At 63.3% G+C, this 19,963-nt stretch carries 19 protein-coding genes; 7 read left to right on the forward strand and 12 right to left on the reverse strand.

The window, feature by feature from the left end; translation table 11 throughout:
• The 4 genes from minC to JQ597_RS15730 form a co-directional block, all read right to left on the reverse strand.
• Nucleotides 1-708, reverse strand: coding sequence for a septum site-determining protein MinC (minC, locus tag JQ597_RS15715; RefSeq protein WP_212265176.1), 708 nt, complete (start codon nt 706-708; stop codon nt 1-3).
• Between the two features lie 218 nt (nt 709-926).
• On the reverse strand, nt 927-1,700 hold the full coding sequence (locus tag JQ597_RS15720) for a thioesterase family protein (protein ID WP_212265177.1): 774 nt from the start codon (nt 1,698-1,700) through the stop codon (nt 927-929).
• A gap of 118 nt (nt 1,701-1,818) precedes the next feature.
• Nucleotides 1,819-2,556 (reverse strand): SDR family NAD(P)-dependent oxidoreductase, encoded by a 738-nt coding sequence (locus JQ597_RS15725; RefSeq protein ID WP_212265178.1) that lies wholly within the window; start codon nt 2,554-2,556, stop codon nt 1,819-1,821.
• A gap of 45 nt (nt 2,557-2,601) precedes the next feature.
• Nucleotides 2,602-3,690, reverse strand: a complete 1,089-nt coding sequence (locus JQ597_RS15730) for a substrate-binding domain-containing protein (RefSeq protein ID WP_212265179.1) — start codon at nt 3,688-3,690, stop codon at nt 2,602-2,604.
• A gap of 113 nt (nt 3,691-3,803) precedes the next feature.
• Between JQ597_RS15730 and JQ597_RS15735 the strand changes: the two genes are divergently transcribed.
• Nucleotides 3,804-5,288 (forward strand): aldehyde dehydrogenase family protein, encoded by a 1,485-nt coding sequence (locus JQ597_RS15735; RefSeq protein ID WP_212265180.1) that lies wholly within the window; start codon nt 3,804-3,806, stop codon nt 5,286-5,288.
• A gap of 237 nt (nt 5,289-5,525) precedes the next feature.
• Here the strand turns inward: JQ597_RS15735 and JQ597_RS15740 are convergent, their stop codons facing one another.
• The 5 genes from JQ597_RS15740 to JQ597_RS15760 all read right to left on the reverse strand — a co-directional run bounded on the left by JQ597_RS15740 (nt 5,526) and on the right by JQ597_RS15760 (nt 9,149).
• Nucleotides 5,526-6,494, reverse strand: a complete 969-nt coding sequence (locus JQ597_RS15740) for an NAD(P)H-dependent flavin oxidoreductase (protein ID WP_212265181.1) — start codon at nt 6,492-6,494, stop codon at nt 5,526-5,528.
• A gap of 330 nt (nt 6,495-6,824) precedes the next feature.
• Complete coding sequence (locus JQ597_RS15745; RefSeq protein ID WP_249147897.1) at nt 6,825-7,424, reverse strand: hypothetical protein; 600 nt, start codon at nt 7,422-7,424, stop codon at nt 6,825-6,827.
• A gap of 68 nt (nt 7,425-7,492) precedes the next feature.
• The gene (locus tag JQ597_RS15750; RefSeq protein WP_212265182.1) at nt 7,493-8,092 is read right to left on the reverse strand and encodes a YqaA family protein; all 600 of its coding nucleotides are present in this window, start codon (nt 8,090-8,092) and stop codon (nt 7,493-7,495) included.
• Nucleotides 8,093-8,137: 45 nt separating this feature from the next.
• Nucleotides 8,138-8,581, reverse strand: a complete 444-nt coding sequence (gene hisE, locus JQ597_RS15755) for a phosphoribosyl-ATP diphosphatase (protein ID WP_212265183.1) — start codon at nt 8,579-8,581, stop codon at nt 8,138-8,140.
• Nucleotides 8,582-8,720: 139 nt separating this feature from the next.
• Nucleotides 8,721-9,149, reverse strand: a complete 429-nt coding sequence (locus JQ597_RS15760; protein WP_212265184.1) for a hypothetical protein — start codon at nt 9,147-9,149, stop codon at nt 8,721-8,723.
• A 258-nt stretch (nt 9,150-9,407) separates the two neighbouring features.
• On the opposite strand from JQ597_RS15760, the gene JQ597_RS15765 reads away from it, so the two are divergent.
• The 6 genes from JQ597_RS15765 to JQ597_RS15790 all read left to right on the forward strand — a co-directional run bounded on the left by JQ597_RS15765 (nt 9,408) and on the right by JQ597_RS15790 (nt 17,204).
• Complete coding sequence (locus JQ597_RS15765; protein WP_212265185.1) at nt 9,408-10,472, forward strand: ABC transporter substrate-binding protein; 1,065 nt, start codon at nt 9,408-9,410, stop codon at nt 10,470-10,472.
• A gap of 92 nt (nt 10,473-10,564) precedes the next feature.
• Nucleotides 10,565-12,334, forward strand: a complete 1,770-nt coding sequence (locus tag JQ597_RS15770) for a glucan ABC transporter ATP-binding protein/ permease (RefSeq protein WP_212265186.1) — start codon at nt 10,565-10,567, stop codon at nt 12,332-12,334.
• 226 nt (nt 12,335-12,560) lie between these two features.
• Nucleotides 12,561-14,036 carry a D-alanyl-D-alanine carboxypeptidase family protein gene (locus JQ597_RS15775; RefSeq protein ID WP_212265187.1) on the forward strand — a complete coding sequence of 492 codons (1,476 nt, stop codon included), beginning with the start codon at nt 12,561-12,563 and terminating at the stop codon, nt 14,034-14,036.
• A 183-nt stretch (nt 14,037-14,219) separates the two neighbouring features.
• Nucleotides 14,220-15,902 (forward strand): long-chain fatty acid--CoA ligase, encoded by a 1,683-nt coding sequence (locus tag JQ597_RS15780; RefSeq protein WP_212265188.1) that lies wholly within the window; start codon nt 14,220-14,222, stop codon nt 15,900-15,902.
• Nucleotides 15,903-15,993: 91 nt separating this feature from the next.
• Nucleotides 15,994-16,548 (forward strand): DUF924 family protein, encoded by a 555-nt coding sequence (locus tag JQ597_RS15785; RefSeq protein ID WP_212265189.1) that lies wholly within the window; start codon nt 15,994-15,996, stop codon nt 16,546-16,548.
• Nucleotides 16,549-16,718: 170 nt separating this feature from the next.
• Nucleotides 16,719-17,204: a peroxiredoxin gene (locus JQ597_RS15790; protein WP_192735294.1), complete on the forward strand. Its 486-nt coding sequence runs from the start codon at nt 16,719-16,721 to the stop codon at nt 17,202-17,204.
• 284 nt (nt 17,205-17,488) lie between these two features.
• Here the strand turns inward: JQ597_RS15790 and rnhA are convergent, their stop codons facing one another.
• The 3 genes from rnhA to ispH are packed head-to-tail and all read right to left on the reverse strand — an operon-like array spanning nt 17,489 to nt 19,911.
• Nucleotides 17,489-17,953, reverse strand: coding sequence for a ribonuclease HI (gene rnhA, locus JQ597_RS15795; RefSeq protein WP_212265190.1), 465 nt, complete (start codon nt 17,951-17,953; stop codon nt 17,489-17,491).
• The gene (locus JQ597_RS15800; RefSeq protein WP_212265191.1) at nt 17,941-18,921 is read right to left on the reverse strand and encodes a homoserine kinase; all 981 of its coding nucleotides are present in this window, start codon (nt 18,919-18,921) and stop codon (nt 17,941-17,943) included. The genes rnhA and JQ597_RS15800 overlap by 13 nt, the downstream gene beginning before the upstream one ends.
• 12 nt (nt 18,922-18,933) lie before the next feature.
• Nucleotides 18,934-19,911: a 4-hydroxy-3-methylbut-2-enyl diphosphate reductase gene (gene ispH / locus JQ597_RS15805; RefSeq protein WP_212265192.1), complete on the reverse strand. Its 978-nt coding sequence runs from the start codon at nt 19,909-19,911 to the stop codon at nt 18,934-18,936.
• Nucleotides 19,912-19,963 lie beyond the last annotated feature (52 nt).

Consider the following 19,963-nt stretch of genomic DNA (forward strand, 5'->3'; position numbering starts at 1 on the left):
TTAATTCAGCGGTGTAATTTTCATGGTGTCGCCTTGCAGCCAGGCCTGGGCCGGGCGATTCCGCAGCGAGGCGTCGATTTCTTCAGCAGTCTGGTAGTAGCCGTCGATGGCGAGCAGTTCCGCCTCGATCTTCTGGCAGTAAATCCTGGCCGACGAATTGCCGTTGACGCCGGCCATCGCCCGGCCGCGCAGCGTGCCGTAAACATGGATCGATCCGCCGGCGACGATTTCCGCGCCTGAGCCTACCGAGCCCAGCACGGTGACGTCGCCATCGGTGAAGACGATCGACTGGCCTGAGCGGACCGGGCTGTCGAGCAGCAGCGAGTTCGGCTTCGGCTTGGCCTCGACCTTTTCCTCGGGCTTTTCCGCAGGCTCGGTTCGCGTGATGACGCAGGAACGACCGCCGGTCAGCAGCGGCGGCATGCTGGTGGTGAGCTTCTCGGCATCCACGCCCTCGATCCCCAGCACGCGGATGTTGCGTTCTTCCAGATTATTGACGAGGTGGGTGATGGCCGCGCGGCTGAGGTCCAGCGCCGCCAGGTCGAGCACGACAGGCTTGCCGACGAAGAAGCCCGGCGAACGCGCCAGTGTCGCATCGATCTCCGCGAGCCAGCCAAGAATCGGAATCTCCGGCGTGAACACGAAGGCGACATACGAGCGGCCCCGCATGCGAACCAATTGTCGCGTTGCCCCCGCTGTTGCCTGCATGGTGGATCCACCCATTCCTGGTTACTGAATAATTAAGGATGGGACTGATTTGGTTAATGGTTGATTAATTATGACAACTCATTCAGCGACCGCGTGGCGCCCGGAGAGCGACACGAGAGCTACCCGAAGTTACAGGCGAGCGGTTGCGATCAGCAAAAGTGGTGGCAATTTGATCGGTTTGCCAAGCCGGATCGGCTGACCACCCGATCGCCCTCGCGTCAACGCCGCTCGATCACCAGGCTCTGGACGGCGCGGCCGAAATAGCCGCGTTCATCGGCCAGCCGCGCCATCGCGAGGCCCGCGCCGTCGGGGCCGATCCAGGATTCGGCGTCGAGCAGCATCCAGTCGCCGACAGGCTGGCGCGCGAAATTCACCGTGAGGTCGGCGTTGAGAAACGTCCATTGCCGGAAATCCAGCACCGCCGAGGTGCCGTTGCAGAAATCCGCCGCCACCATCGCGCGCATTGCCTGAGAGACCGCCGCCCCTTCGACGATCGGGCGATCGACGCGATACCAGATCGCGCCGGGACCGGGGACGCCGAACCGGCCGCGCGCGGCGCGCAGCGACATGCCGGTTACGAACGGGCTGGAAGAAAAATCCGCGGGCTCGGCCCGCGATTGTTCTGGTCCCGGCAGCGTGACCTGTTCGATTTCGGCCTCGGGCGGCAATTCGTTGGCCTGCAGCTTGATCTTCAAGATCGTGGCTGCGACCACGACGACGCCGTTGGCGCGAAGTTTTACCGCGCAGAGCTGGATCTTGCGGCCTTCGCGCAGAATCTCGGTCTCGATCGTCAGCGGCGCGACCGGCACCGGGCGCATCAAATCCACCGTCACCCGCGCGATCCGCATCGGTACCGGCGTCGGCAAGGCCTCTGCTGCCCAGACCACCAATGCCGCCGGCGGTGAGCCGTGCTGCATGCTCGGATCCCACGGCCCCGCCGCGTGGGGGCTGGTGAGGACGCTGTTGCCGTCCACGCGAAAGATAGCGTCCATCAATCAATGATCCCTTGAGAAGGAAAGCGCTTTTCTGCCCGCTCCGCTCGCGCGAGTCGAGAGCTCGGCGGCACAGACCCCTGTGCGCCATTCGCACGCAACGCACTCACGCCTCGTGTCAAATGAAGGCCATGCCGCCGTTGAGGATGATGGTCTGGCCGGTCATGTAGTCGTTGCCGAGCACCATCGCGACGGCCTGAGCCACTTCCTCGGGTTGCCCCATCCGGCCCAGCGGAATATTGCGCGCAAGATCAGTGCGGCCGCGCATCATGTCGGTTTCGATCAGCGACGGCGCCACATTGTTGACCGTGATCCCCTCCTTCACCAGCCGCGCCGCGTACCCTCGCGTCAGTCCCTCCATGCCGGCCTTGGAGGCGTTGTAGTGCGGGCCGATGGCGCCGGCGCCGCGCGCGGCACCCGAGGAGATGTTGACGATGCGGCCCCATTGGCGCGCCCGCATCATGGGAAGCACGGCCTGGGTGCACAGGAAGACCGACTTCAGATTGACTGTGATGGTGCGGTCGAAATCCGCCTCGGAAAGTTCGTCGACGCTGCGCACGATCGCGATGCCGGCATTGTTGACGAGGATGTCGATCGGACCGAGGTCGCGTCCGACCTGTTCGACCATTTTAGCGACGGCAGCGGCCTGCGACACGTCGGCGGCAACGGCGATGGCGCGGCCACCACCGGCCTTGATTTTGGCAACAACGGCTTCGGCGTCATCCGCTCGCTCGCGATAATTGACCGCGACCGTGGCACCGAGTTCGGCCAGCGTCATTGCAATCGCAGCGCCGATGCCGCGCGAGCCACCCGTCACCAGCGCGACACGCGCACTCAGATCCTGTTTGGTCGTCATCGATCCCGTCCGTCGCAAGCGTGGATGGGCGTAACGATACCATTCTCAACCCACACCGCTACCCACGCTCTCCAAAAACGCCTTGACGTTGCTGACCACACCCGTGTTGGTCGCGACATAACCGGGCAGGCTCGCCACCTCGCGCTGGAACTCGCGGCCCTTCATGATGTCGATGACGCGCCGCATCGGCTCGGTCTCCAGAAACGCGCGCTTGCAGACAAAGAAATAATCCTCGGTCAGCAATCGGATGAAATCGAGTCCGAACTGACGTGCGGCCGCCTCGACGCCAAAGCTCACATCGGCCATGCCGCTGGCGACGTAGGCGGCGACCGCCGCGTGGGTGAATTCCATCTGCTGGGCGCCGTTGATTTTCGCTTCGTCGATCCTGTGCAGGATAAGCAACTGATCGAACAGCAGCCGCGTTCCGGAATCATGATCGCGGTTCACGAAGCGCGCCTTGCTATCAACGATATCCTTGATGGATGCAATTTTGAGCGGGTTGCCCGGCTTGACCATCAATCCCATTTCGCGCGTCACGAAACTGATGACGCGGTCTTCGCGCGGATCGAGCCATTCCTTACAGGCCCGGATGCCCTGCGCCCGCAACTCGCCGCGCGGCAAATGCACGCCGGAGAGATCGCAGGCGCCCTGCGCCAGCGACAGCAGCGAATTCTGGTTGCTGACATAGCGCAGGTCGACGCCAATACCGGGTTCGCGGTCGAGCAGTTCGCGCAGCTTCGAGACCGCAAAGCCATGGCTGGCGTGAACGCGGATCACGGACGGACGCTGGTGCAGGAAGGGCTTGATCTCGGTCGCGAGCTCCTGCGCCAGGTTTTCAAGCTGGGGGCCGAGACGCGCCTGCATCCGCTCGCCGGCCCAGACCAGCTTTTCGCCGAACGCGGTCAGCGTCGTGCCCTTGCCGCGCTGGGTCTCGACCAGCGGCACGCCAAAGAAATCCGACCATTGCTCGACCAGATTCCAGACATGGCGATAGGACAGTTGGGCGTGCGTGGCCGCACTGGTGAGTTTTCCGGTTTTACGGATCTCGTTGAGAATTCCGAGCATCACCACGGCTGTCTGCGGGCTGCCCTCCTTGTGAAATCGCCAGACGGTTTCGATCTCGATGTGGTGCATTGCTCCCAACCTATGAAGTCGATTGCATATATTTGCGGTCCATAGGCAGATCATATCATATTTACTGCATCGAATTTTCTCCTAGTTTGAGATACAGAAACGGAGGAAATATGATGTCCATTGCATATGATTACACCGCGACGGCGCCTGCGATCGCGGCCGCCAGGCCCCGGTTGCTGCTGATCGACGGCCAGCACGTGCCTTCGATCTCCGGGCGCACCTTCAAGACGCTCAATCCAGCCACCGAACAGGTCATTGCCACCGTGGCCGAAGGCAACGAGGCCGACGTCGATCGCGCCGTCGCCGCGGCCCGCCGGGCCTTCGAAGGCCCCTGGCGCAGCATGCGCGCCTCCGAGCGCGGGCAGATCCTGCTCCGTCTTGCAGAACTGATGAAGAAGCATTCGGACGAAATCGCAGCACTCGAAAGCCTGGATGCCGGCAAGCCGATCTCAGGCGTGCTGCGGCAGGACCTTCCGGCCGCCATCGACACGCTGACCTACTACGCGGGCTGGGCCGACAAGATCCACGGCGAGGTGGTCTCGACGCGGGACGATGCGCTGACCTACACGGTGCGCGAGCCGGTCGGCGTGGTCGCGGCGATCGTTCCCTGGAATTTTCCGCTGATGATCGGGATGTGGAAACTGGCGCCCGCGCTCGCCTGCGGCTGCACCATCGTGATGAAGCCCGCCGAACTGACCTCGCTGTCGGCGCTGCGGATCGGCGAACTGGCGCTGGAAGCCGGCCTGCCGCCGGGCGTGCTCAACATCGTGACCGGCCCCGGCCGTGTCGTCGGCGACGCCTTGGTCAATCATCCTGATGTCGACAAGGTCACGTTCACGGGCTCGCCAGGCGTCGGCCGCGGCATCCTGCGCGGTGCGGCCGGCAACTTCAAACGGGTATCGCTCGAACTCGGCGGCAAGTCCGCCAACGTGATCTTCGACGACGCCGATATCGAGGCCGCCAGCAAGGCGGCGGCTTCAGGAATCTTCTTCAACGCCGGGCAGGTGTGCTCGGCAGGCTCCCGCGTGCTGGTCCATGAGAAAGTCTACGATGAAGTGGTCGAACGGCTGACGCAACGCGCCCAGTCGATCCGCATCGGCGATCCCGGTGATCGCGCCACGGCGCTGGGTCCGGTGATTTCCGAAAAGCAGATGAAGAGCATCCTCGATTATGTCGATATCGGCCAGCAGGAAGGCGCGCTGCTGACCACCGGCGGGACACGCGTCGGCACCAGCGGCTATTTCATCAGCCCCGCCGTGTTCGCCAATGTCGAACACGAGATGCGCATCTCGCAGGAGGAAATTTTTGGTCCGGTGGTCAGCGTTATCAAGTTCAGAGATGAAGCCGATGCGCTGCGGATCGCCAACGGCACCGCCTACAGCCTCGCGGCCGGGGTGTGGAGCCGCGACATCGGGCGGGTGCAGCGTTTCGCGAAGAATGCAAAGGCCGGAACGGTCTGGATCAACACCTATGGCTATACCGACGTGCGCTTGCCATGGGGCGGCGTGCGCGATTCCGGTTTCGGCCGGGAACACGGCTCAGCCGCGATCGAGAATTTTACCGAGCCGAAGGCGGTGTGGATGAATCTGAACGTGTGATGGTCGCGCGTCGGCGATAGCGCGTCGCCTTCTTCCCTCTCCCCTTGTGGGAGAGGGTGGAGGCGATGCGCAGCATCGCGGACGGGTGAGGGGTTCTTTCCTCGCCGTAGGGTTCGAAGATGAGGATAGAGACCCCTCATCCGGCGCCATAGCCGATGCAGGGCATCGGCGTTCTAAGAACGGCGGCCGAAGGCCGCCTATGCCACCTTCTCCCACAAGGGGAGAAGGGAGAAGTCATCACAGCGGCGGATCGATTGCTTCGGCGTATTCCTTCTTGAACCTTGCGATCAGTTCGGCCGCTGGCAGAATTTTTTCCACGCTGCCGACGCCCTGGCCGCTGCCCCAGATTTCCTTCCAGGCCTTCGGCTTGGCGCGCTCACCCGAAGCATCCGTGCCGAAACTCATCTTGGACGGATCCGAGGTCGGCAGATTGTCGGGATCCATGCCGGCGGCGACGATCGACGGCTTCAGATAGTTGCCGTGCACGCCGGTGAACAGGTTGGAATAGACGATGTCTTCCGCGCCTGAGGCCGTGATCATCTGCTTGTAGCCTTCCACCGCATTGGCCTCCGCCGTGGCGATGAAGGCCGAGCCGATATAGGCGAAGTCGGCACCCAGTATGCGTGCCGCACGAATGGCCCGGCCGTTGGCAATCGCGCCCGACAACGCGATCGGACCGTCGAACCATTGCCTGGTCTCGGCCACGAATGCCAATGGCGAGATCTCGCCGGCATGGCCGCCGGCGCCCGCCGACACCAAGACCAGGCCATCGGCGCCCTTCTCAACCGCCTTGTGCGCGAATTTCTGGTTGATGACGTCGTGGAACACGATGCAGCCCCAGCCATGCGCGGCCTGGTTGAGCTCTTCGCGCGCACCGAGCGAGGTGATCATCATCGGCACCTTGTGCTTTTCGCAAAGCGCCAGATCCTGATCGAGCCGGTTGTTCGACTTGTGCACGATCTGATTCACCGCGAACGGCGCCGAGGGCGCTTCCGGGTGCGCCTTGTCGTGCGCCGCGAGTTCTTCCTTGATCCGCGCCAGCCATTCGTCGAGCAGCGCCGGCGGCCGCGCGTTCAGCGCCGGAAACGATCCGACCACACCCGCCTTGCACTGCGCGATCACGAGATCAGGCACGGAAATGATGAACAGCGGCGCAGCGATGACGGGGATCGACAGACGGCCCTTGAACAAGGCAGGCATGGACATTCGAAGCAATCCTTATGCGTGTTCCGGAACTGGCTTGGGCATAACCCGAGAGGTGTCTCAAGAGATGCCAGACGTCATACCAACAAGGCAATCTTTCCAGTGTCAAATATTGCGTTTTGGCGCTATTTTTTTGCGCATGATCTCCGGGCAAACGCTCCCGAGTTTGTCCCGAGGGAAAACCGGCGCCCGCTTTGCGCTAGAGCCTTTTCCGTTCCGATGGAATCGGAACGGGGCTCTAGATTCTTGTTTTGACGCGTTTTCTTCACGCGAACCGATGTCCACTTCGCTGGAAAACGCTCTAGACGCGGCCCTGCGGGTCCGCATCATACGCTATTGGCATATCGCGCGCGTCACGTAATTTTCGGTCTTGCAGTCGCCCGGTTCGCGCTTGCGGCCCGGGATGAACACTTTCGGCGAGCATTTCTCGGCCGCGTCGGTGTCGAGGCTCTTGCCTTCCCTGTAACCCTTGGTCTGGCACAGCTTGTCGGCCCCCGCCTTGCAGTCCGGCGCGCCATTGGCCGACACCAGGCAGGCCGCGCGTCCTGTGACCATGATCGACGGAAGCGCCAGGTTCGACCGGCTGTCGCCGGTATCCTTTGCAACATCCTTTTCAGTATCCTTGGCGCGGCTGTTGGGGTCGGACTCGCCCGGGCTCTTCAGGCTCGGCAGGATCGATTTGGATTTCTCGAGCAGCTTGCCGATTTCGTTGATCAGGCCGGGATTTTCCGGCTGCGGCGGCGGTTCGATCTGCTGCGGCGCCGGTCCTTGCGGCACCGGCTGCTGGGCCGGTGACTGCACGCCGAGCGAGGGCTGAGGCGCGCCTTGCGACCAGCCGGCGTCCGAGGCGAGCGCCAGCATCGACAGCGCGAGGCAAGCGACCGCGAACGCCGTCCCGAATGACTTGAAAAGATGGCCGATTCGATCAGGCATGGAGCGAGCGTAGCCCGAAGCGGGCGTGTTCTGAAGCCTTTGGGCCGGCACAGCGCCCCGCGCGCGGGTCAGACCAATTTGACCGCAATGACGAACCCGAGCACCAGCACCGCGGCGCCGATCGCAACCCAGAGGCCGAGGCGCTTTTCCAGCTCGCTGCGAATGAGGTCGCCGTAACGGTTGAGCAGGATCGCGACCACGAAGAACCGGCCGCCCCGCGCGATGATCGAGCACAGGATGAACAGCCAGATATTGTAGCCGGCGAACCCTGACGTGATCGTGACAAGCTTGTAGGGGATCGGGGTCAGCCCCTTGCCGATAATGATCAGCGCGCCCCATTCGGCATAGGACTGCCGGAACGCTTCGACCTTGCCGCTGAGACCATAGACGTTGATCAGCCACTGCCCGACCGAGTCGTAGAGCAACGCGCCGATCGCATATCCGACCACGCCGCCGGCCACCGAGGCGATCGTGCACACGGTCGCGAACCACCATGCCCGCTTCGGCCGCGCCAGCGACATCGGCAGCAGCATGACATCGGGAGGGATCGGGAAGAAGGAGCTTTCAGCGAACGATACCGCCGCCAAAATCCAGAGCGCGTAGGGCTTGTCGGCGGCGCCGATGAACCAGTCGTAAGATCGTTTAAGCATGGCCGCATGAACCATCATGGAGCGGATTTGTCCATGCCGGCAAACGACTGAATTTTGGAAGATTTAGTGCCGCTTTCGCAGGCTGCGGCCTTCCAGCGCGACAATTCGCCGCCGAACCGCAGGTGGTGTCACCGCTTTGGGTAACGCCTTGGCGGAGGCCTCCTTGTCAGGAATCGCTTTGGGCGCCTTGACCGTCGATTTCGGCAGCTTCTCGGCGATGCCGAGCATCAGCTCGCGCCGCGCCATCTCGCGCCAGACATCCTCGGGCTTGACGCCGGCGGCCGCCCACAGAACGGTCAGGTTGTAGAGAAGATCAGCACTCTCGCGGACCACCGCATCGGTATCGCCGTTGACGGCGTCGATCACGACTTCGATGGCTTCCTCGGCCAGCTTCTTGGCCATCTTGGCCGGGCCGCGCTGAAACAGCCGCGCCGTTCGCGAAATTGCCGGATCGAGATCCCTGGCCGCGAGCACCGCCTGATAGAGCCGTTCGAGCGAATCACTCATCCCTCAAACCTAATCGAAAGCCGTGGCCAGCGTGTTAACGGCCGGCTTGACAACCAAAAAAATCCACCGGCCGGATGCGGCCGGTGGATTCGTGTTTAACAGCGGCCTTAGCAACGCGCGCAATTACAAGGCGTTGGAATTACCAGGCGTTGGGATTCTTGTAGCCGCCATAGTACTGGTTACCGCCGCCGTAATAGCCACCGCCGTAGTACGGGCCGCCGCCGTAATAGGCCGGGGGAGCAGCGTAATAGGCCGGGCCGCCATCGTAATAACCGTAGCTGTCACCGTAATAAGCCCGGCGGTTCTGGGTGGCCGCAATCGCGATACCGGTGCCGACGATGCCGGCGAAGGCCGCAGCCGCCGCAGCGCCACCGCCGCCATAATATCTCCTGCCGCGCGAGCTGAAGTCGGTCGCGTCGCTGGTGCCGGTCGTGGCCGTTACGCCCTTGGCGGGCGCGGAGCCGGCGAAAGCTGCCGACGGCTGGTAGGCCGTCAGGGCTACCGCGACAACCGTCGCCACCGCGCCGGCGCGGCCGATCGATGAAAACACTCCTGATCGTGCAAACATCTCAATATCCTCCGTGGGAGCTTGGCCTGACAGGCCTCGAATTGCTAACCACCGAGCGGATATTAGGTTCCCCAAACCAAATGCAAGCTGAACGATCTCTGGCCAAATCGTGGCAGTCATCGCCCGTTCACGTTGGATGCGACAGAATGCCTGCGTTTAAGGCTTGTAATGCCGGTGTTCTTGTCCTGAAACAGACCTGCGATCCAACAATCTTGGCCCACGCGGCAACGTGTCCCATCTCCCAGTGACGTAAGCTCTATGCGTGCACGCCGAACCAACGCCCTTCGCTCGATGCTGGCCTCGCTTGCAGGCCTTTGCGGAGTGGCCTGCTTTGGTGCGGGGCTGAGCCTTGCCGCGGACGAACCACGGCCGCCGCTCGCGATCCAGTTCTCGCTCGACCGGCCGATCGATGCGACGGACGCGCCGTTCGTGATGGCGGCCACCGGCGGCCTGTTCACCGCCGAGGGGCTCGCCGTCACCATCAACATCGCCAGCGGATCGCCGGATGCGATCGCGCGCGTCGCAGCGGGCACCAGCGATTTCGCGCTGGTCGACATCAACGCGCTGGTGCGCTTTCGCGACAAGGACAAGCAGGGCGTCCCGCCGGTCAAGGCGGTGTTCGTGCTGTTCAACAAGGCACCCTACGCCATCATCGCCCGCAAGAGCCGCGGCGTCCGGGCGCTGTCGGACATCGAAGGCAAGAATCTCGGCGTCGCCGAGGGCGATCTTTCGATCCGGCTATGGCCGGCGGTGGCGAAGCAGAACGGCATCAAGATCGCGAGCGTCAAACAAAGCAATATCAGCGCCGCGGTGCGCGAGCCGATGCTGTCGGCGGGCCAGATCGATGCCGTCACCGGATTTTCCTATCTGTCGGCGATCAACCTGAAAGACCGTGGCGTGCCGGCCGACGATCTGGCGGTATTGAAATTCGCCGACTATGGCTGCGACGCCTATGGTTTCGCCATTGTCGTCAACCCGGCGCTGGCGGCGGCCAAGCCGGATGCCGTGAAGGGATTTGTGCGGGCGGTGATCGGCGGCACGCACCTGGCCGTCAAGGACCCCGCGGCCGCAGTGACCGAGATCGTCAACCGCATGGACGGCGGCTCGCGCGATCTGGAGCTCGAACGGCTGAGCGCCATCCTGCGCGACAATATCCTGACCGGCGAGGTCAGGCGCAACGGCATCGGCGGCATCGATATTGCGAGGTTCGAGCGGTCGATCGATCAGCTCGCGGAAGGCTTCAAATTCCAGAAGCGGCCGGTAGCAGCTGATATTTTCGACGACCAGTTCCTGCCCCCCGTCAACGGCCGGCTGATCAATTGAGTAAAAGTCGCGCGGACGCTGGTTCTCGGCGGCGATCCCTGATTAGAATGCGGCTCGACTGATCGCCCCGTTGCCCCTCCAGTGCTTGCGGCATGTCCATGATTCGCCTTTACACCCGCGTGCTCGAGCTGCTCGGCAAAGAGGCGCGGCTGGGCTGGATTCTGGCCGGCGCCAATCTGTTGCTGGCCGGCGCGCAATTCGCCGAGCCCGTGCTGTTCGGCAAGATCATCGACGTGCTCTCCGGCAAGGGTCCGCTGTCGTCGTCAGGGGCCTGGCCGCTGCTGGCGGCCTGGGTGGCGTTCGGACTGTTCACCATCGGCTGCAGCGCCGCGGTGGCGCTGCACGCCGACAAGCTGGCGCACCGCCAGCGCCAGGCGGTGCTGACCGACTATTTCGAACACATCATGCAGCTGCCACTGACCTTCCACACCGGCACCCATTCCGGGCGGTTGATGAAGGTGATGCTGAACGGTACCGACTCGCTGTGGCGGCTCTGGCTCGGATTTTTCCGCGAACATTTTGCCGCGATCATGTCGCTGGTGGTGCTGCTGCCGTTGTCGCTCTACATCAACTGGCGGCTGGCGATCCTGTTGTTCCTGCTGTGCGTGGTGTTCACGGTGCTGACCACGCTGGTGGTGCGCAAGACCTATGGCATGCAGAGCGAGGTCGAGGAGCATTACTCGGACCTCTCCGCGCGCGCTTCCGACGCGCTCGGCAACGTCGCGCTGGTGCAGAGCTTCGTGCGCATCGATGCCGAGGTGCAGGGCCTGCGCTATGTCGCCGACAAGCTGCTCGCGGTGCAGATGCCGGTGCTCGGCTGGTGGGCGCTGGTCACCGTGATCACCCGTGCCTCCACCACCATCACCGTGCTCGCGATCTTCACCGTCGGCATCGTGCTGCACGGGCAGGGGCTGACGACCGTCGGCGAGATCGTGATGTTCGTGAGCTTCGCGACCATGCTGATCCAGAAGCTCGAACAGGTGGTGAGCTTCATCAACAGCGTGTTCATGGAAGCGCCGCGCTTGCAGGAATTCTTCGACGTGCTGGACGCCGTGCCCGCGGTGCGCGACCGGCCCGGCGCAATGGACACCGGGCGGCTCTCCGGCCTGATCGAATTCAACGACGTCTCGTTCTCCTATGACGGCAAGCGGCCCGCGATCGAGGATCTTTCCTTCACCGCTTTGCCCGGCCAGACCATCGCGCTGGTCGGTCCGACCGGCGCCGGCAAATCGACCGCGATCGCGCTGTTGCATCGCGCGTTCGATCCGCAGTCCGGCATCATCAAAATTGACGGCATGGATATCCGCGGCCTGAAGCTGACCGCGCTGCGGCGGAATATCGGCGTGGTGTTCCAGGAGGCCCTGCTGTTCAACCGCTCGCTCGCCGACAATCTGCGCGTCGGCAAACCGGACGCCACCGAAGAGGAAATGCGCATCGCGGCGTCGCGGGCGCAGGCGCTCGAATTCATCGAACGCAGCGACAAGAAATTCGAGACCCATGCCGGCGAGCGCGGCCGCATGCTGTCCGGCGGCGAACGGCAACGGCTGTCGATCGCGCGCGCGCTGTTGAAGGACCCGCCGATCCTGATCCTCGACGAGGCCACCAGCGCGCTCGACGCGGTCACCGAGGCAAAAGTCAACGCCGCTCTCGACGAAGTGATGAAGGGCCGCACGACCTTCGTGATCGCGCACCGGCTTTCGACCATCCGCAACGCGACGCGCATCCTGGTGTTCGACAACGGCCACGTGATCGAAAGTGGAACTTTCGATGAACTGGTGGCCAACGGCGGCCGCTTTGCGGAACTCGCGCGGGCGCAGTTCATGGTGCAGGCCGACGCGCGGGCCAGCATTGAGACACAATAGCCCGCCCCTGCGCCGCCATCCCGCATTGAATTATCGGCGAAATTGCGCCTTTTCGTCCACGATTTAATTGCCCGGCCTCTGTTCTCGATCAACAAGCCGGTATAGGTTTGCAGCCGCCGTGAGCGACGGCGCAAATTTGGTTTCAAGATCGCACGCTTGAAACCCGAACGTCAGATTTCAGGACCTCCTTTTTCGAAGGCGGGTCTCAAAGGACCGGAACGCAAAAGTGCATTTTCTTCGCCCGCTGCTTCGCCATCCATTGTTGAACCTGATCCTGCTCGTCGCCGCGCTTGCGGTGGCAACGCCCCGCGCCGCGCATGCCGAGGCGTTGCTGGTGGTCGAAGCCGAAACCGGCAAGGTGTTGCAGGCCGAAAATGCGACGATGCCCTGGTATCCGGCCTCGGTGACCAAGATCATGACGGCTTACGTCACGCTCAAAGCCGTCAAGGAAGGACGCCTGCGCCTAGACAGCGTGCTGACGGTTTCGCCGGTGGCGGCATCGCAGTCGCCGTCGAAGATGGGCTTCAAGCCGGGCACGCAAGTCACCGTCGAAAACGCGCTGGCGATGGTGATGGTGAAGTCGGCCAACGACATGGCCGTGGTGCTCGCCGAAGGCGTCGGCGGCTCCGTCGACGGCTTCTCGGGGATGATGAACGCGACCGCACAGCGGCTCGGCATGACGCAGACGAGCTACGTCAATCCGAACGGCCTGCCCGCCGATGGCCAGATCACCTCGGCGCGCGATCTTGCGATTTTGGCGCGTGCCGTGATTCGCGATCTGCCCGAATACGAATATTTCATGCACATCCCGGCGATCCGTTTCGGCCGCCGCACCACCAACAATTTCAACAAGCTGATCGGCCGGTATGCCGGCGCCGACGGCTTCAAGACCGGCTTCATCTGCGCGTCCGGATACAATCTGGTGGCCTCGGCGACACGCGACGGCAAGCGGCTGATCGCGGTCGTGCTCGGCTCGACCTCCGGCCAGGCGCGCGCGGTGCGCGCCGCCCAGCTCTTGGAGCGCGGCTTTGCCAGCAACGGGCTGGGATGGTTGCGACCCTCGCTCGGCACCGTCGACAATCTGGTGCCGATCGACGCCACGCCGCCGAACCTGCGCGAGGAGATGTGCAACGGCAAGCGCAAGCGGCCCGCCACCGATGAGGATGCGGACACGACGCTGGCCGCCGCCAGTGGTGAAAGCCCGGCGCTGGCGTTCTTTTCCGCCGGACTGCAGGCGCCGACGGCAAAGCCATCGGAATTGCTCGCGACGGCGTACACGGCTGGCGAGCCCATGGTGGTCTATACCGGCCCGAAGAAGACCGGTCCGGAGCTGATTGCCGCAGTGGCCGCGGATGATCAAAAGCAGACCACGCGGCGCGGCAAGAAATCGAAGGTCGCGGTCGCTGCGAAGAAGCCGGACGCGGATAAGCCCAAGACTGATGCCAAGACCGCCGCCAAATCCGACGCAAAACCCGCGCCCAAGCCGGCCGCGACCCGGCACGCGAATGTCAAACCGGACACCGCCGCCGCAAAGCCTGCTGCCGCCGCAAAGCCTGCCGCAGCTGTAAAGCCTGCCGCAGCTGCCAAGCCCGCCGCCAGGCCTGCCGAGAAGCCTGCCGCTTCGGGCGATAAGCCGGCCGCGAAGCCCGCCAAGCCCAAGGCCGCCGCAAAACCTAAGAGCGAATCCAAACCGGCTGGTTAACGGGCCCGCAAGACCCCGCAATCAGGCGGTTTTCGCCCGTTCCGGACGTGGACTTGTCGATTCCCAATGCGTCGATAGCGCGCAGCCGCTTGCCATCGGCGGCGGCATTCTCAATACTGCCCAAAACAAGGCATCCCGGCCCAAGAATTCGAGAAATCGGGAACTAACCAGAGGGGAAATACCATGGAGCGGATCTGGCTCAAGCAATATCCGGCCGGCGTGCCCGCCGATATCGACGTCAATCAGTACTCGTCGCTCGTCGAGTTGCTGGAAGAGAGCTTCAAGAAGTTCGCCGACCGCAAGGCGTTCATCTGCATGGACAAGTCGATCAGCTACCGCGACCTCGACCAGATGTCGGCTGCCCTTGGCGCCTATCTGCAGAGCAAGGGCCTGCAAAAGGGCGCCCGCGTCGCGCTGATGATGCCGAACGTGCTGCAGTATCCGGTCTCGACCGCCGCCGTGCTGCGCGCCGGCTATGCGGTGGTGAACGTCAACCCGCTCTACACCCCGCGCGAGCTCGAACATCAGCTCAAGGATTCCGGCGCCGAGGCGATCGTGGTGCTGGAGAATTTCGCCACCACGGTGCAGCAGGTGATCGCCAGGACCGCGGTCAAGCATGTGATCGTCGGCAGCATGGGCGACCTGCTCGGCTTCAAGGGCGTGATCGTCAATCTGGTGGTCCGCAAGGTGAAGAAGATGGTGCCGGCCTGGTCGATCCCAGGCTCCATCTCCTTCAACGACGCGCTGGCCGCCGGCCGCGGCATGAAGCTCAACAAGCCGCAGCTCAGCCGCGATGATGTCGCCTTCCTGCAATATACCGGCGGCACCACCGGCGTTTCCAAGGGCGCGACGCTGCTCCACCGCAACATCCTCGCCAACGTGCTGCAGAACGACGCCTGGCTGCAGCCGGCGCTGAAGAAGCCACCGCATGTCGACGAACTGTTCATCGTCTGCGCGCTGCCGCTCTATCACATCTTCGCGCTGACGGCGTGCTTCCTGCTCGGGGTGCGGGCCGGCGGCGTCAATCTGTTGATCCCGAACCCGCGCGACATGCAGGGCTTCATCAAGGAGCTGATGAAATACCAGGTCAACAGCTTCCCGGCGGTCAACACGCTGTATAACGGCCTGTTGAACTCGCCCGGTTTCGAGAAGGTCGACTTCTCCAAGCTGAAGACCTCGTTCGGCGGCGGCATGGCGACGCAAAAGGCCGTGGCCGAGAAATGGCTCAAGGTCACCGGCTGCGCACTGTCGGAAGGCTACGGCCTGTCGGAAACCTCGCCGACGCTGACCTGCAACCCGGCCGACACCGACAAGTTCTCCGGTTCGATCGGCATTCCCGTGCCCTCGACCTACCTCTCGATCCGCGACGACGACGGCAATGAAGTGCCGCTCGGCGAAGCCGGCGAGATCTGCGCCAAGGGTCCGCAGGTGATGGCCGGCTACTGGAACCGGCCGGAAGAGACCGCGAACGTCATGACGGCGGACGGTTTCTTCCGCACCGGCGACATCGGCGTGATGACGCCGGACGGCTACACCAAGATCGTCGACCGCAAGAAGGACATGATCCTGGTCTCCGGCTTCAACGTCTACCCGAACGAGATCGAGGAAGTGATCGCCAGCCATCCGGGCGTGCTGGAATGCGCCGTGATCGGCGTCCAAGACGCAAAATCGGGCGAAGCGGTCAAGGCCTTCATCGTCAAGAAGGACCCGAACCTCACGGCCGACGACGTCATCAAGTTCTGCGGCACGCAGCTGACCGCCTACAAGGTCCCCAAGCAGATCGAGTTCAGGGCCGACCTGCCCAAGACCAATGTCGGCAAGATCCTGCGCCGCGAGCTGCGCGACGAAAAGAAGGCCGCGGCCTGAAGGCCAATGCTATCTTTTTATTTTGACGCGTTTTCTTCACGCGAACCGGTACCCACTTCGCTTGAAAACGCTCTAGCGCGAGCGTCCGATCATGTCTGACGCTCGCGAGCCTGTGCCGGCTGACATCCTCGGATTCTGGCGCGAAGCCGGCCACGACCGCTGGTACAAGCGCGACGACGCGTTCGACGCCGAAGTGCGTCAGCGGTATCTCGAGCTGTGGCGGAAGGCGGCCGCGGGCGAGTTGTCGGCCTGGGAAGCCAGCGATGACGGCGCGCTGGCGCTCACCATCGTGCTCGACCAGTTTCCCCGCAACATGTTTCGTGGTGACGCCCTGACCTATGCGAGCGACAGGCTGGCGCGCGACGTCGCCGCCCGCGCCATCGACCGGGGCACCGACAAGCGCATCGACCCGGCGTTGCTCGAATTCCTCTATCTGCCGTTCATGCACTCGGAACATTTGCCCGACCAGCTGCGCTGCATCGAATTGTTCGGCGGCACGGCCAATACCGAAAACAGGGAATACGCCGAGCATCACGCCGACATCATCCGCCGGTTTGGGCGCTTTCCGCACCGTAACCGCATCCTGGGGCGCGAAACGACGCCTGAAGAACAGGCATTCCTCGACGCCGGCGGCTTTACCGGCTGATGACAGAACAGTGAAGGCACGGCGGCATTGCCGTTTCCGGGACACCGAATATTGTGCCGGCCAGCCGCACAGGTTAGTCTTGTCTTGACGCGTTTTCTTCACGCGAAGCCGGTACCCACTTCGCCCGAAAACGCTATAAGACCCATCCGCACATTCAGGGAGAATTCACGATGACGATCCAAGTTGGCGACAAGCTGCCGGAAGCCAAGTTTCGCGTGATGACGGCGGAAGGGCCGCAGGTCAAAACCACCGACGATATTTTCAAGGGCAAGAAGGTCGCGCTGTTCGCGGTGCCCGGCGCCTATACCGGCACCTGCCACAAGATGCATCTGCCGAGCATCTTCCTCAACGCCTACGCCATCAAGGACAAGGGCGTGAACACCATCGCGATCGTCTCCGTCAACGACGCCTTCGTGATGAACGCCTGGAAGCGCGACACCGACCAGCGCGACGAAGCCACATTCCTCGCCGACGGCAATGCCGACTTCACCAAGGCGATCGGCATGGAGCTCGACGCGTCCGGCAACGGCCTCGGCATCCGCTCCAAGCGATATTCGATGCTGGTAGAAGACGGCGTGGTCAAGAAGCTCAACCTCGAGCCGGCGCCCGGCAAGGTCGAGGTTTCCGGCGGCGATACGCTGTTGGGGCAGCTGTAAGTTATTCGTCATTGCCTGCGACAAACGCAAAGCGTTTGCGCAAGGAAGCAAAGCGACGAAGCAATCCATACTTGCTTTACCGCTCTATGGATTGCCTTCGCTTTGCTCGCAATGACGGGTTGATGGTGTAGCCACACATACAACTGTCATCGCCCGGCTTTGACCGGGCGACCCAGTACGCCGCGGCCTCTCGGCTTTATCTCAATCGTCTCTGGAATACTGGATCACCCGCTTTCGCGGGTGATGACAGCTGTGGTTATCGCGGCATCGCGTGGCGCGTCAGCCTACGCCTTCAACCGTGCCATCGCGACGCCGTCGCGGGCCAGCTGATCGGCGCGTTCGTTCTCGTCGTGACCGGCGTGGCCCTTGATCCAGTGCCAGCGCACCTCATGCGCCTTCAGCGCCGCGTCGAGGCGCTGCCACAGGTCGACATTCTTGACCGGCTTCTTGTCGGACGTGCGCCAGCCGTTGCGCTTCCAGCCGTGGATCCACTCCGTGATCCCCTTGCGCACATATTGGCTGTCGGTGGTGAGGTCGACGACGCAGGCTTTCTTCAGCGCTTCCAGCGCCGAGATCGCCGCCATCAATTCCATGCGGTTGTTGGTGGTGTGCGCTTCGCCGCCCTTCAATTCCTTTTCGGTGTCGCCGAATTTCAGGATCGCACCCCAGCCGCCGGGGCCGGGATTGCCCGAGCAGGCGCCGTCGGTGAATACCGTGACATGCGGCTTGGAATCGCTCACGCGGCGCATCCCGCCTGCATCAGGCCGTAATCGCGCGCGGACTGGACGCTCTGGTGGAAGCGCAGCTTGCGGACATATTCGAGCGGGTCTTTCGGCTTCACCAGCGCGCCTGGCGGCACGTCGAGGAAATCGACCAGACGCGTCAGCAAAAAGCGCAGCGCGGAGCCGCGCGCCAATAGCGGCAGCGCATCCTGCTCGGCATCGGACAATTTCCGTTCGCGGCCATAAGCGCCGAGCAGCGCCCGCGCCTTGGTGACGTTGAAGGAATGATCCGGCTCGAAGCACCACGCGTTGAGGCAGATCGCGACGTCGTAGGCCAGGATATCGTTGCAGGAAAACGGGAAGTCGATCAGCCCGGACAGCTTGTCGCCGAGGAAGAAGACGTTGTCATTGAAGAGATCGCCATGGATGACGCCGAGCGGCAGATCTTTTGGCCAGTTCGCCTCGAGGTGATCGAGTTCGCGGGCGATGAAATCGCCCAAGCCCGGCTGCACGGTGTCGGCACGCGGCGCCGACAGGTCGAACAGCGGCCGCCATCCCTCGACCGACAGCGGATTTTTCCGGAACATCGGAAAGTCGCCGCCCGCCAGATGCATTTTGGCGAGCGCCCCGCCGACGCCGCTGCAATGCGCGGCGTTGGGCCGCCGCGGCCACATGCCTTCGAGAAAATTGATGATCGCAGCAGGCCGCCCGACGAGATGGCTGTAGACTTCGCCCTGGCGGTTTTTCGCCGGCTGCGGGCAATGCACGCCGCGCTCGGCCAGATGCGCCATCAGCGACAGGAAGTAAGGCAGATCGTCCACCGCCACGCGCTTTTCATACAGCGTGAGGATATAGGCGCCCTTGCTGGTGTGCATCAGGAAGTTGGAATTCTCGACGCCTTCGGCGATGCCCTTGTAGGAGAGCAATTCGCCGATATCGTAACTCTTGAGGAACTCCGCGAGGTCTTCGGCGGCAACGTCCGTGTAAACCGCCATGGCAGACGCGCCCTAAGCTGCGTCGGGCCGCAGCGAACGCGGCAGCGGGAAGAATTCGTTTTCTTCCGCGGCCGAGACCGTCTCCACATGCAGCGTATAGCGCTCCGCGAACGCGCCCATGATCTCCTCGACGATCACTTCCGGCGCGGAGGCGCCCGCCGTGATGCCGAGGCTCTTGATGCCTTCGAACCGCGACCAGTCGAGATCGCTGGCGCGCTGCGCCAGCACCGAGACCGGGCAGCCCTCGCGCTCGGCGACTTCGCGCAGGCGCTGCGAGTTCGACGAGTTCGGCGCACCGACCACGATCAGGGCGTCAACCACCGGCGCCACCTTCTTCACCGCAAGCTGGCGGTTGGTGGTGGCGTAGCAGATGTCTTCCTTGTGCGGGCCGGAGATGTTCGGGAAACGCTCCTTCAGCATCGCGACGATCTCGGCGGTGTCGTCGATCGACAGCGTCGTCTGGGTCACGAAGGCAAGGTTGTCCGGGTTCTTCGGCGTGAACGTCTTGGCGTCTTCGTTGGTCTCGATCAGCGTCACCGCGCCCGGCGGCAACTGGCCGAGCGTGCCGACCACTTCCGGATGATGGGAATGCCCGATCAGCAGGATTTCACGGCCGCGCTTGAAATGGATCGCGGCCTCGCGGTGCACCTTGGTGACCAGCGGGCAGGTGGCATCCAGCGAGAAAAAATTGCGCGCGCGGGCGTCCGCCGGAACCGACTTCGGCACGCCGTGGGCGGAGAACACCACCGGTGCATTGGTATTGTCGGGAATTTCGGCCAGTTCCTCGACAAAGATCGCGCCCTTGGTCCTCAGGCTGTCCACGACGTAGCGGTTATGCACGATCTCGTGGCGGACATAGACGGGGGCGCCATAGATCGCGAGCGCCCGCTCGACGGTGTCGATTGCCCGTACCACGCCGGCACAGAAGCCGCGGGGGGAACAAAGCACGATTTTCAGGTCGGGTTTGGCTGACGCTGACAAGGAAGACATGGGGGCTATCTCAGGGACCGAATCACCCCTCGCCAGTGGGCGGGGAACGGCC

Origin of the sequence: Bradyrhizobium sp. AUGA SZCCT0177 (assembly GCF_018130125.1) — a bacterium.
In the GTDB taxonomy this organism is placed as follows: domain Bacteria; phylum Pseudomonadota; class Alphaproteobacteria; order Rhizobiales; family Xanthobacteraceae; genus Bradyrhizobium.

Coding starts and splice junctions, on each gene's coding strand:
- minC (WP_212265176.1), bottom strand. CDS start 708: ATGCAGGCAACAGCGGGGGCAACGCGACAATTGGTTCGCATGCGGGGC.
- JQ597_RS15720 (WP_212265177.1), bottom strand. CDS start 1,700: ATGGACGCTATCTTTCGCGTGGACGGCAACAGCGTCCTCACCAGCCCC.
- JQ597_RS15725 (WP_212265178.1), bottom strand. CDS start 2,556: ATGACGACCAAACAGGATCTGAGTGCGCGTGTCGCGCTGGTGACGGGT.
- JQ597_RS15730 (WP_212265179.1), bottom strand. CDS start 3,690: ATGCACCACATCGAGATCGAAACCGTCTGGCGATTTCACAAGGAGGGC.
- JQ597_RS15735 (WP_212265180.1), top strand. CDS start 3,804: ATGTCCATTGCATATGATTACACCGCGACGGCGCCTGCGATCGCGGCC.
- JQ597_RS15740 (WP_212265181.1), bottom strand. CDS start 6,494: ATGTCCATGCCTGCCTTGTTCAAGGGCCGTCTGTCGATCCCCGTCATC.
- JQ597_RS15745 (WP_249147897.1), bottom strand. CDS start 7,424: ATGCCTGATCGAATCGGCCATCTTTTCAAGTCATTCGGGACGGCGTTC.
- JQ597_RS15750 (WP_212265182.1), bottom strand. CDS start 8,092: ATGATGGTTCATGCGGCCATGCTTAAACGATCTTACGACTGGTTCATC.
- hisE (WP_212265183.1), bottom strand. CDS start 8,581: ATGAGTGATTCGCTCGAACGGCTCTATCAGGCGGTGCTCGCGGCCAGG.
- JQ597_RS15760 (WP_212265184.1), bottom strand. CDS start 9,149: ATGTTTGCACGATCAGGAGTGTTTTCATCGATCGGCCGCGCCGGCGCG.
- JQ597_RS15765 (WP_212265185.1), top strand. CDS start 9,408: ATGCGTGCACGCCGAACCAACGCCCTTCGCTCGATGCTGGCCTCGCTT.
- JQ597_RS15770 (WP_212265186.1), top strand. CDS start 10,565: ATGTCCATGATTCGCCTTTACACCCGCGTGCTCGAGCTGCTCGGCAAA.
- JQ597_RS15780 (WP_212265188.1), top strand. CDS start 14,220: ATGGAGCGGATCTGGCTCAAGCAATATCCGGCCGGCGTGCCCGCCGAT.
- JQ597_RS15785 (WP_212265189.1), top strand. CDS start 15,994: ATGTCTGACGCTCGCGAGCCTGTGCCGGCTGACATCCTCGGATTCTGG.
- JQ597_RS15790 (WP_192735294.1), top strand. CDS start 16,719: ATGACGATCCAAGTTGGCGACAAGCTGCCGGAAGCCAAGTTTCGCGTG.
- rnhA (WP_212265190.1), bottom strand. CDS start 17,953: ATGCGCCGCGTGAGCGATTCCAAGCCGCATGTCACGGTATTCACCGAC.
- JQ597_RS15800 (WP_212265191.1), bottom strand. CDS start 18,921: ATGGCGGTTTACACGGACGTTGCCGCCGAAGACCTCGCGGAGTTCCTC.
- ispH (WP_212265192.1), bottom strand. CDS start 19,911: ATGTCTTCCTTGTCAGCGTCAGCCAAACCCGACCTGAAAATCGTGCTT.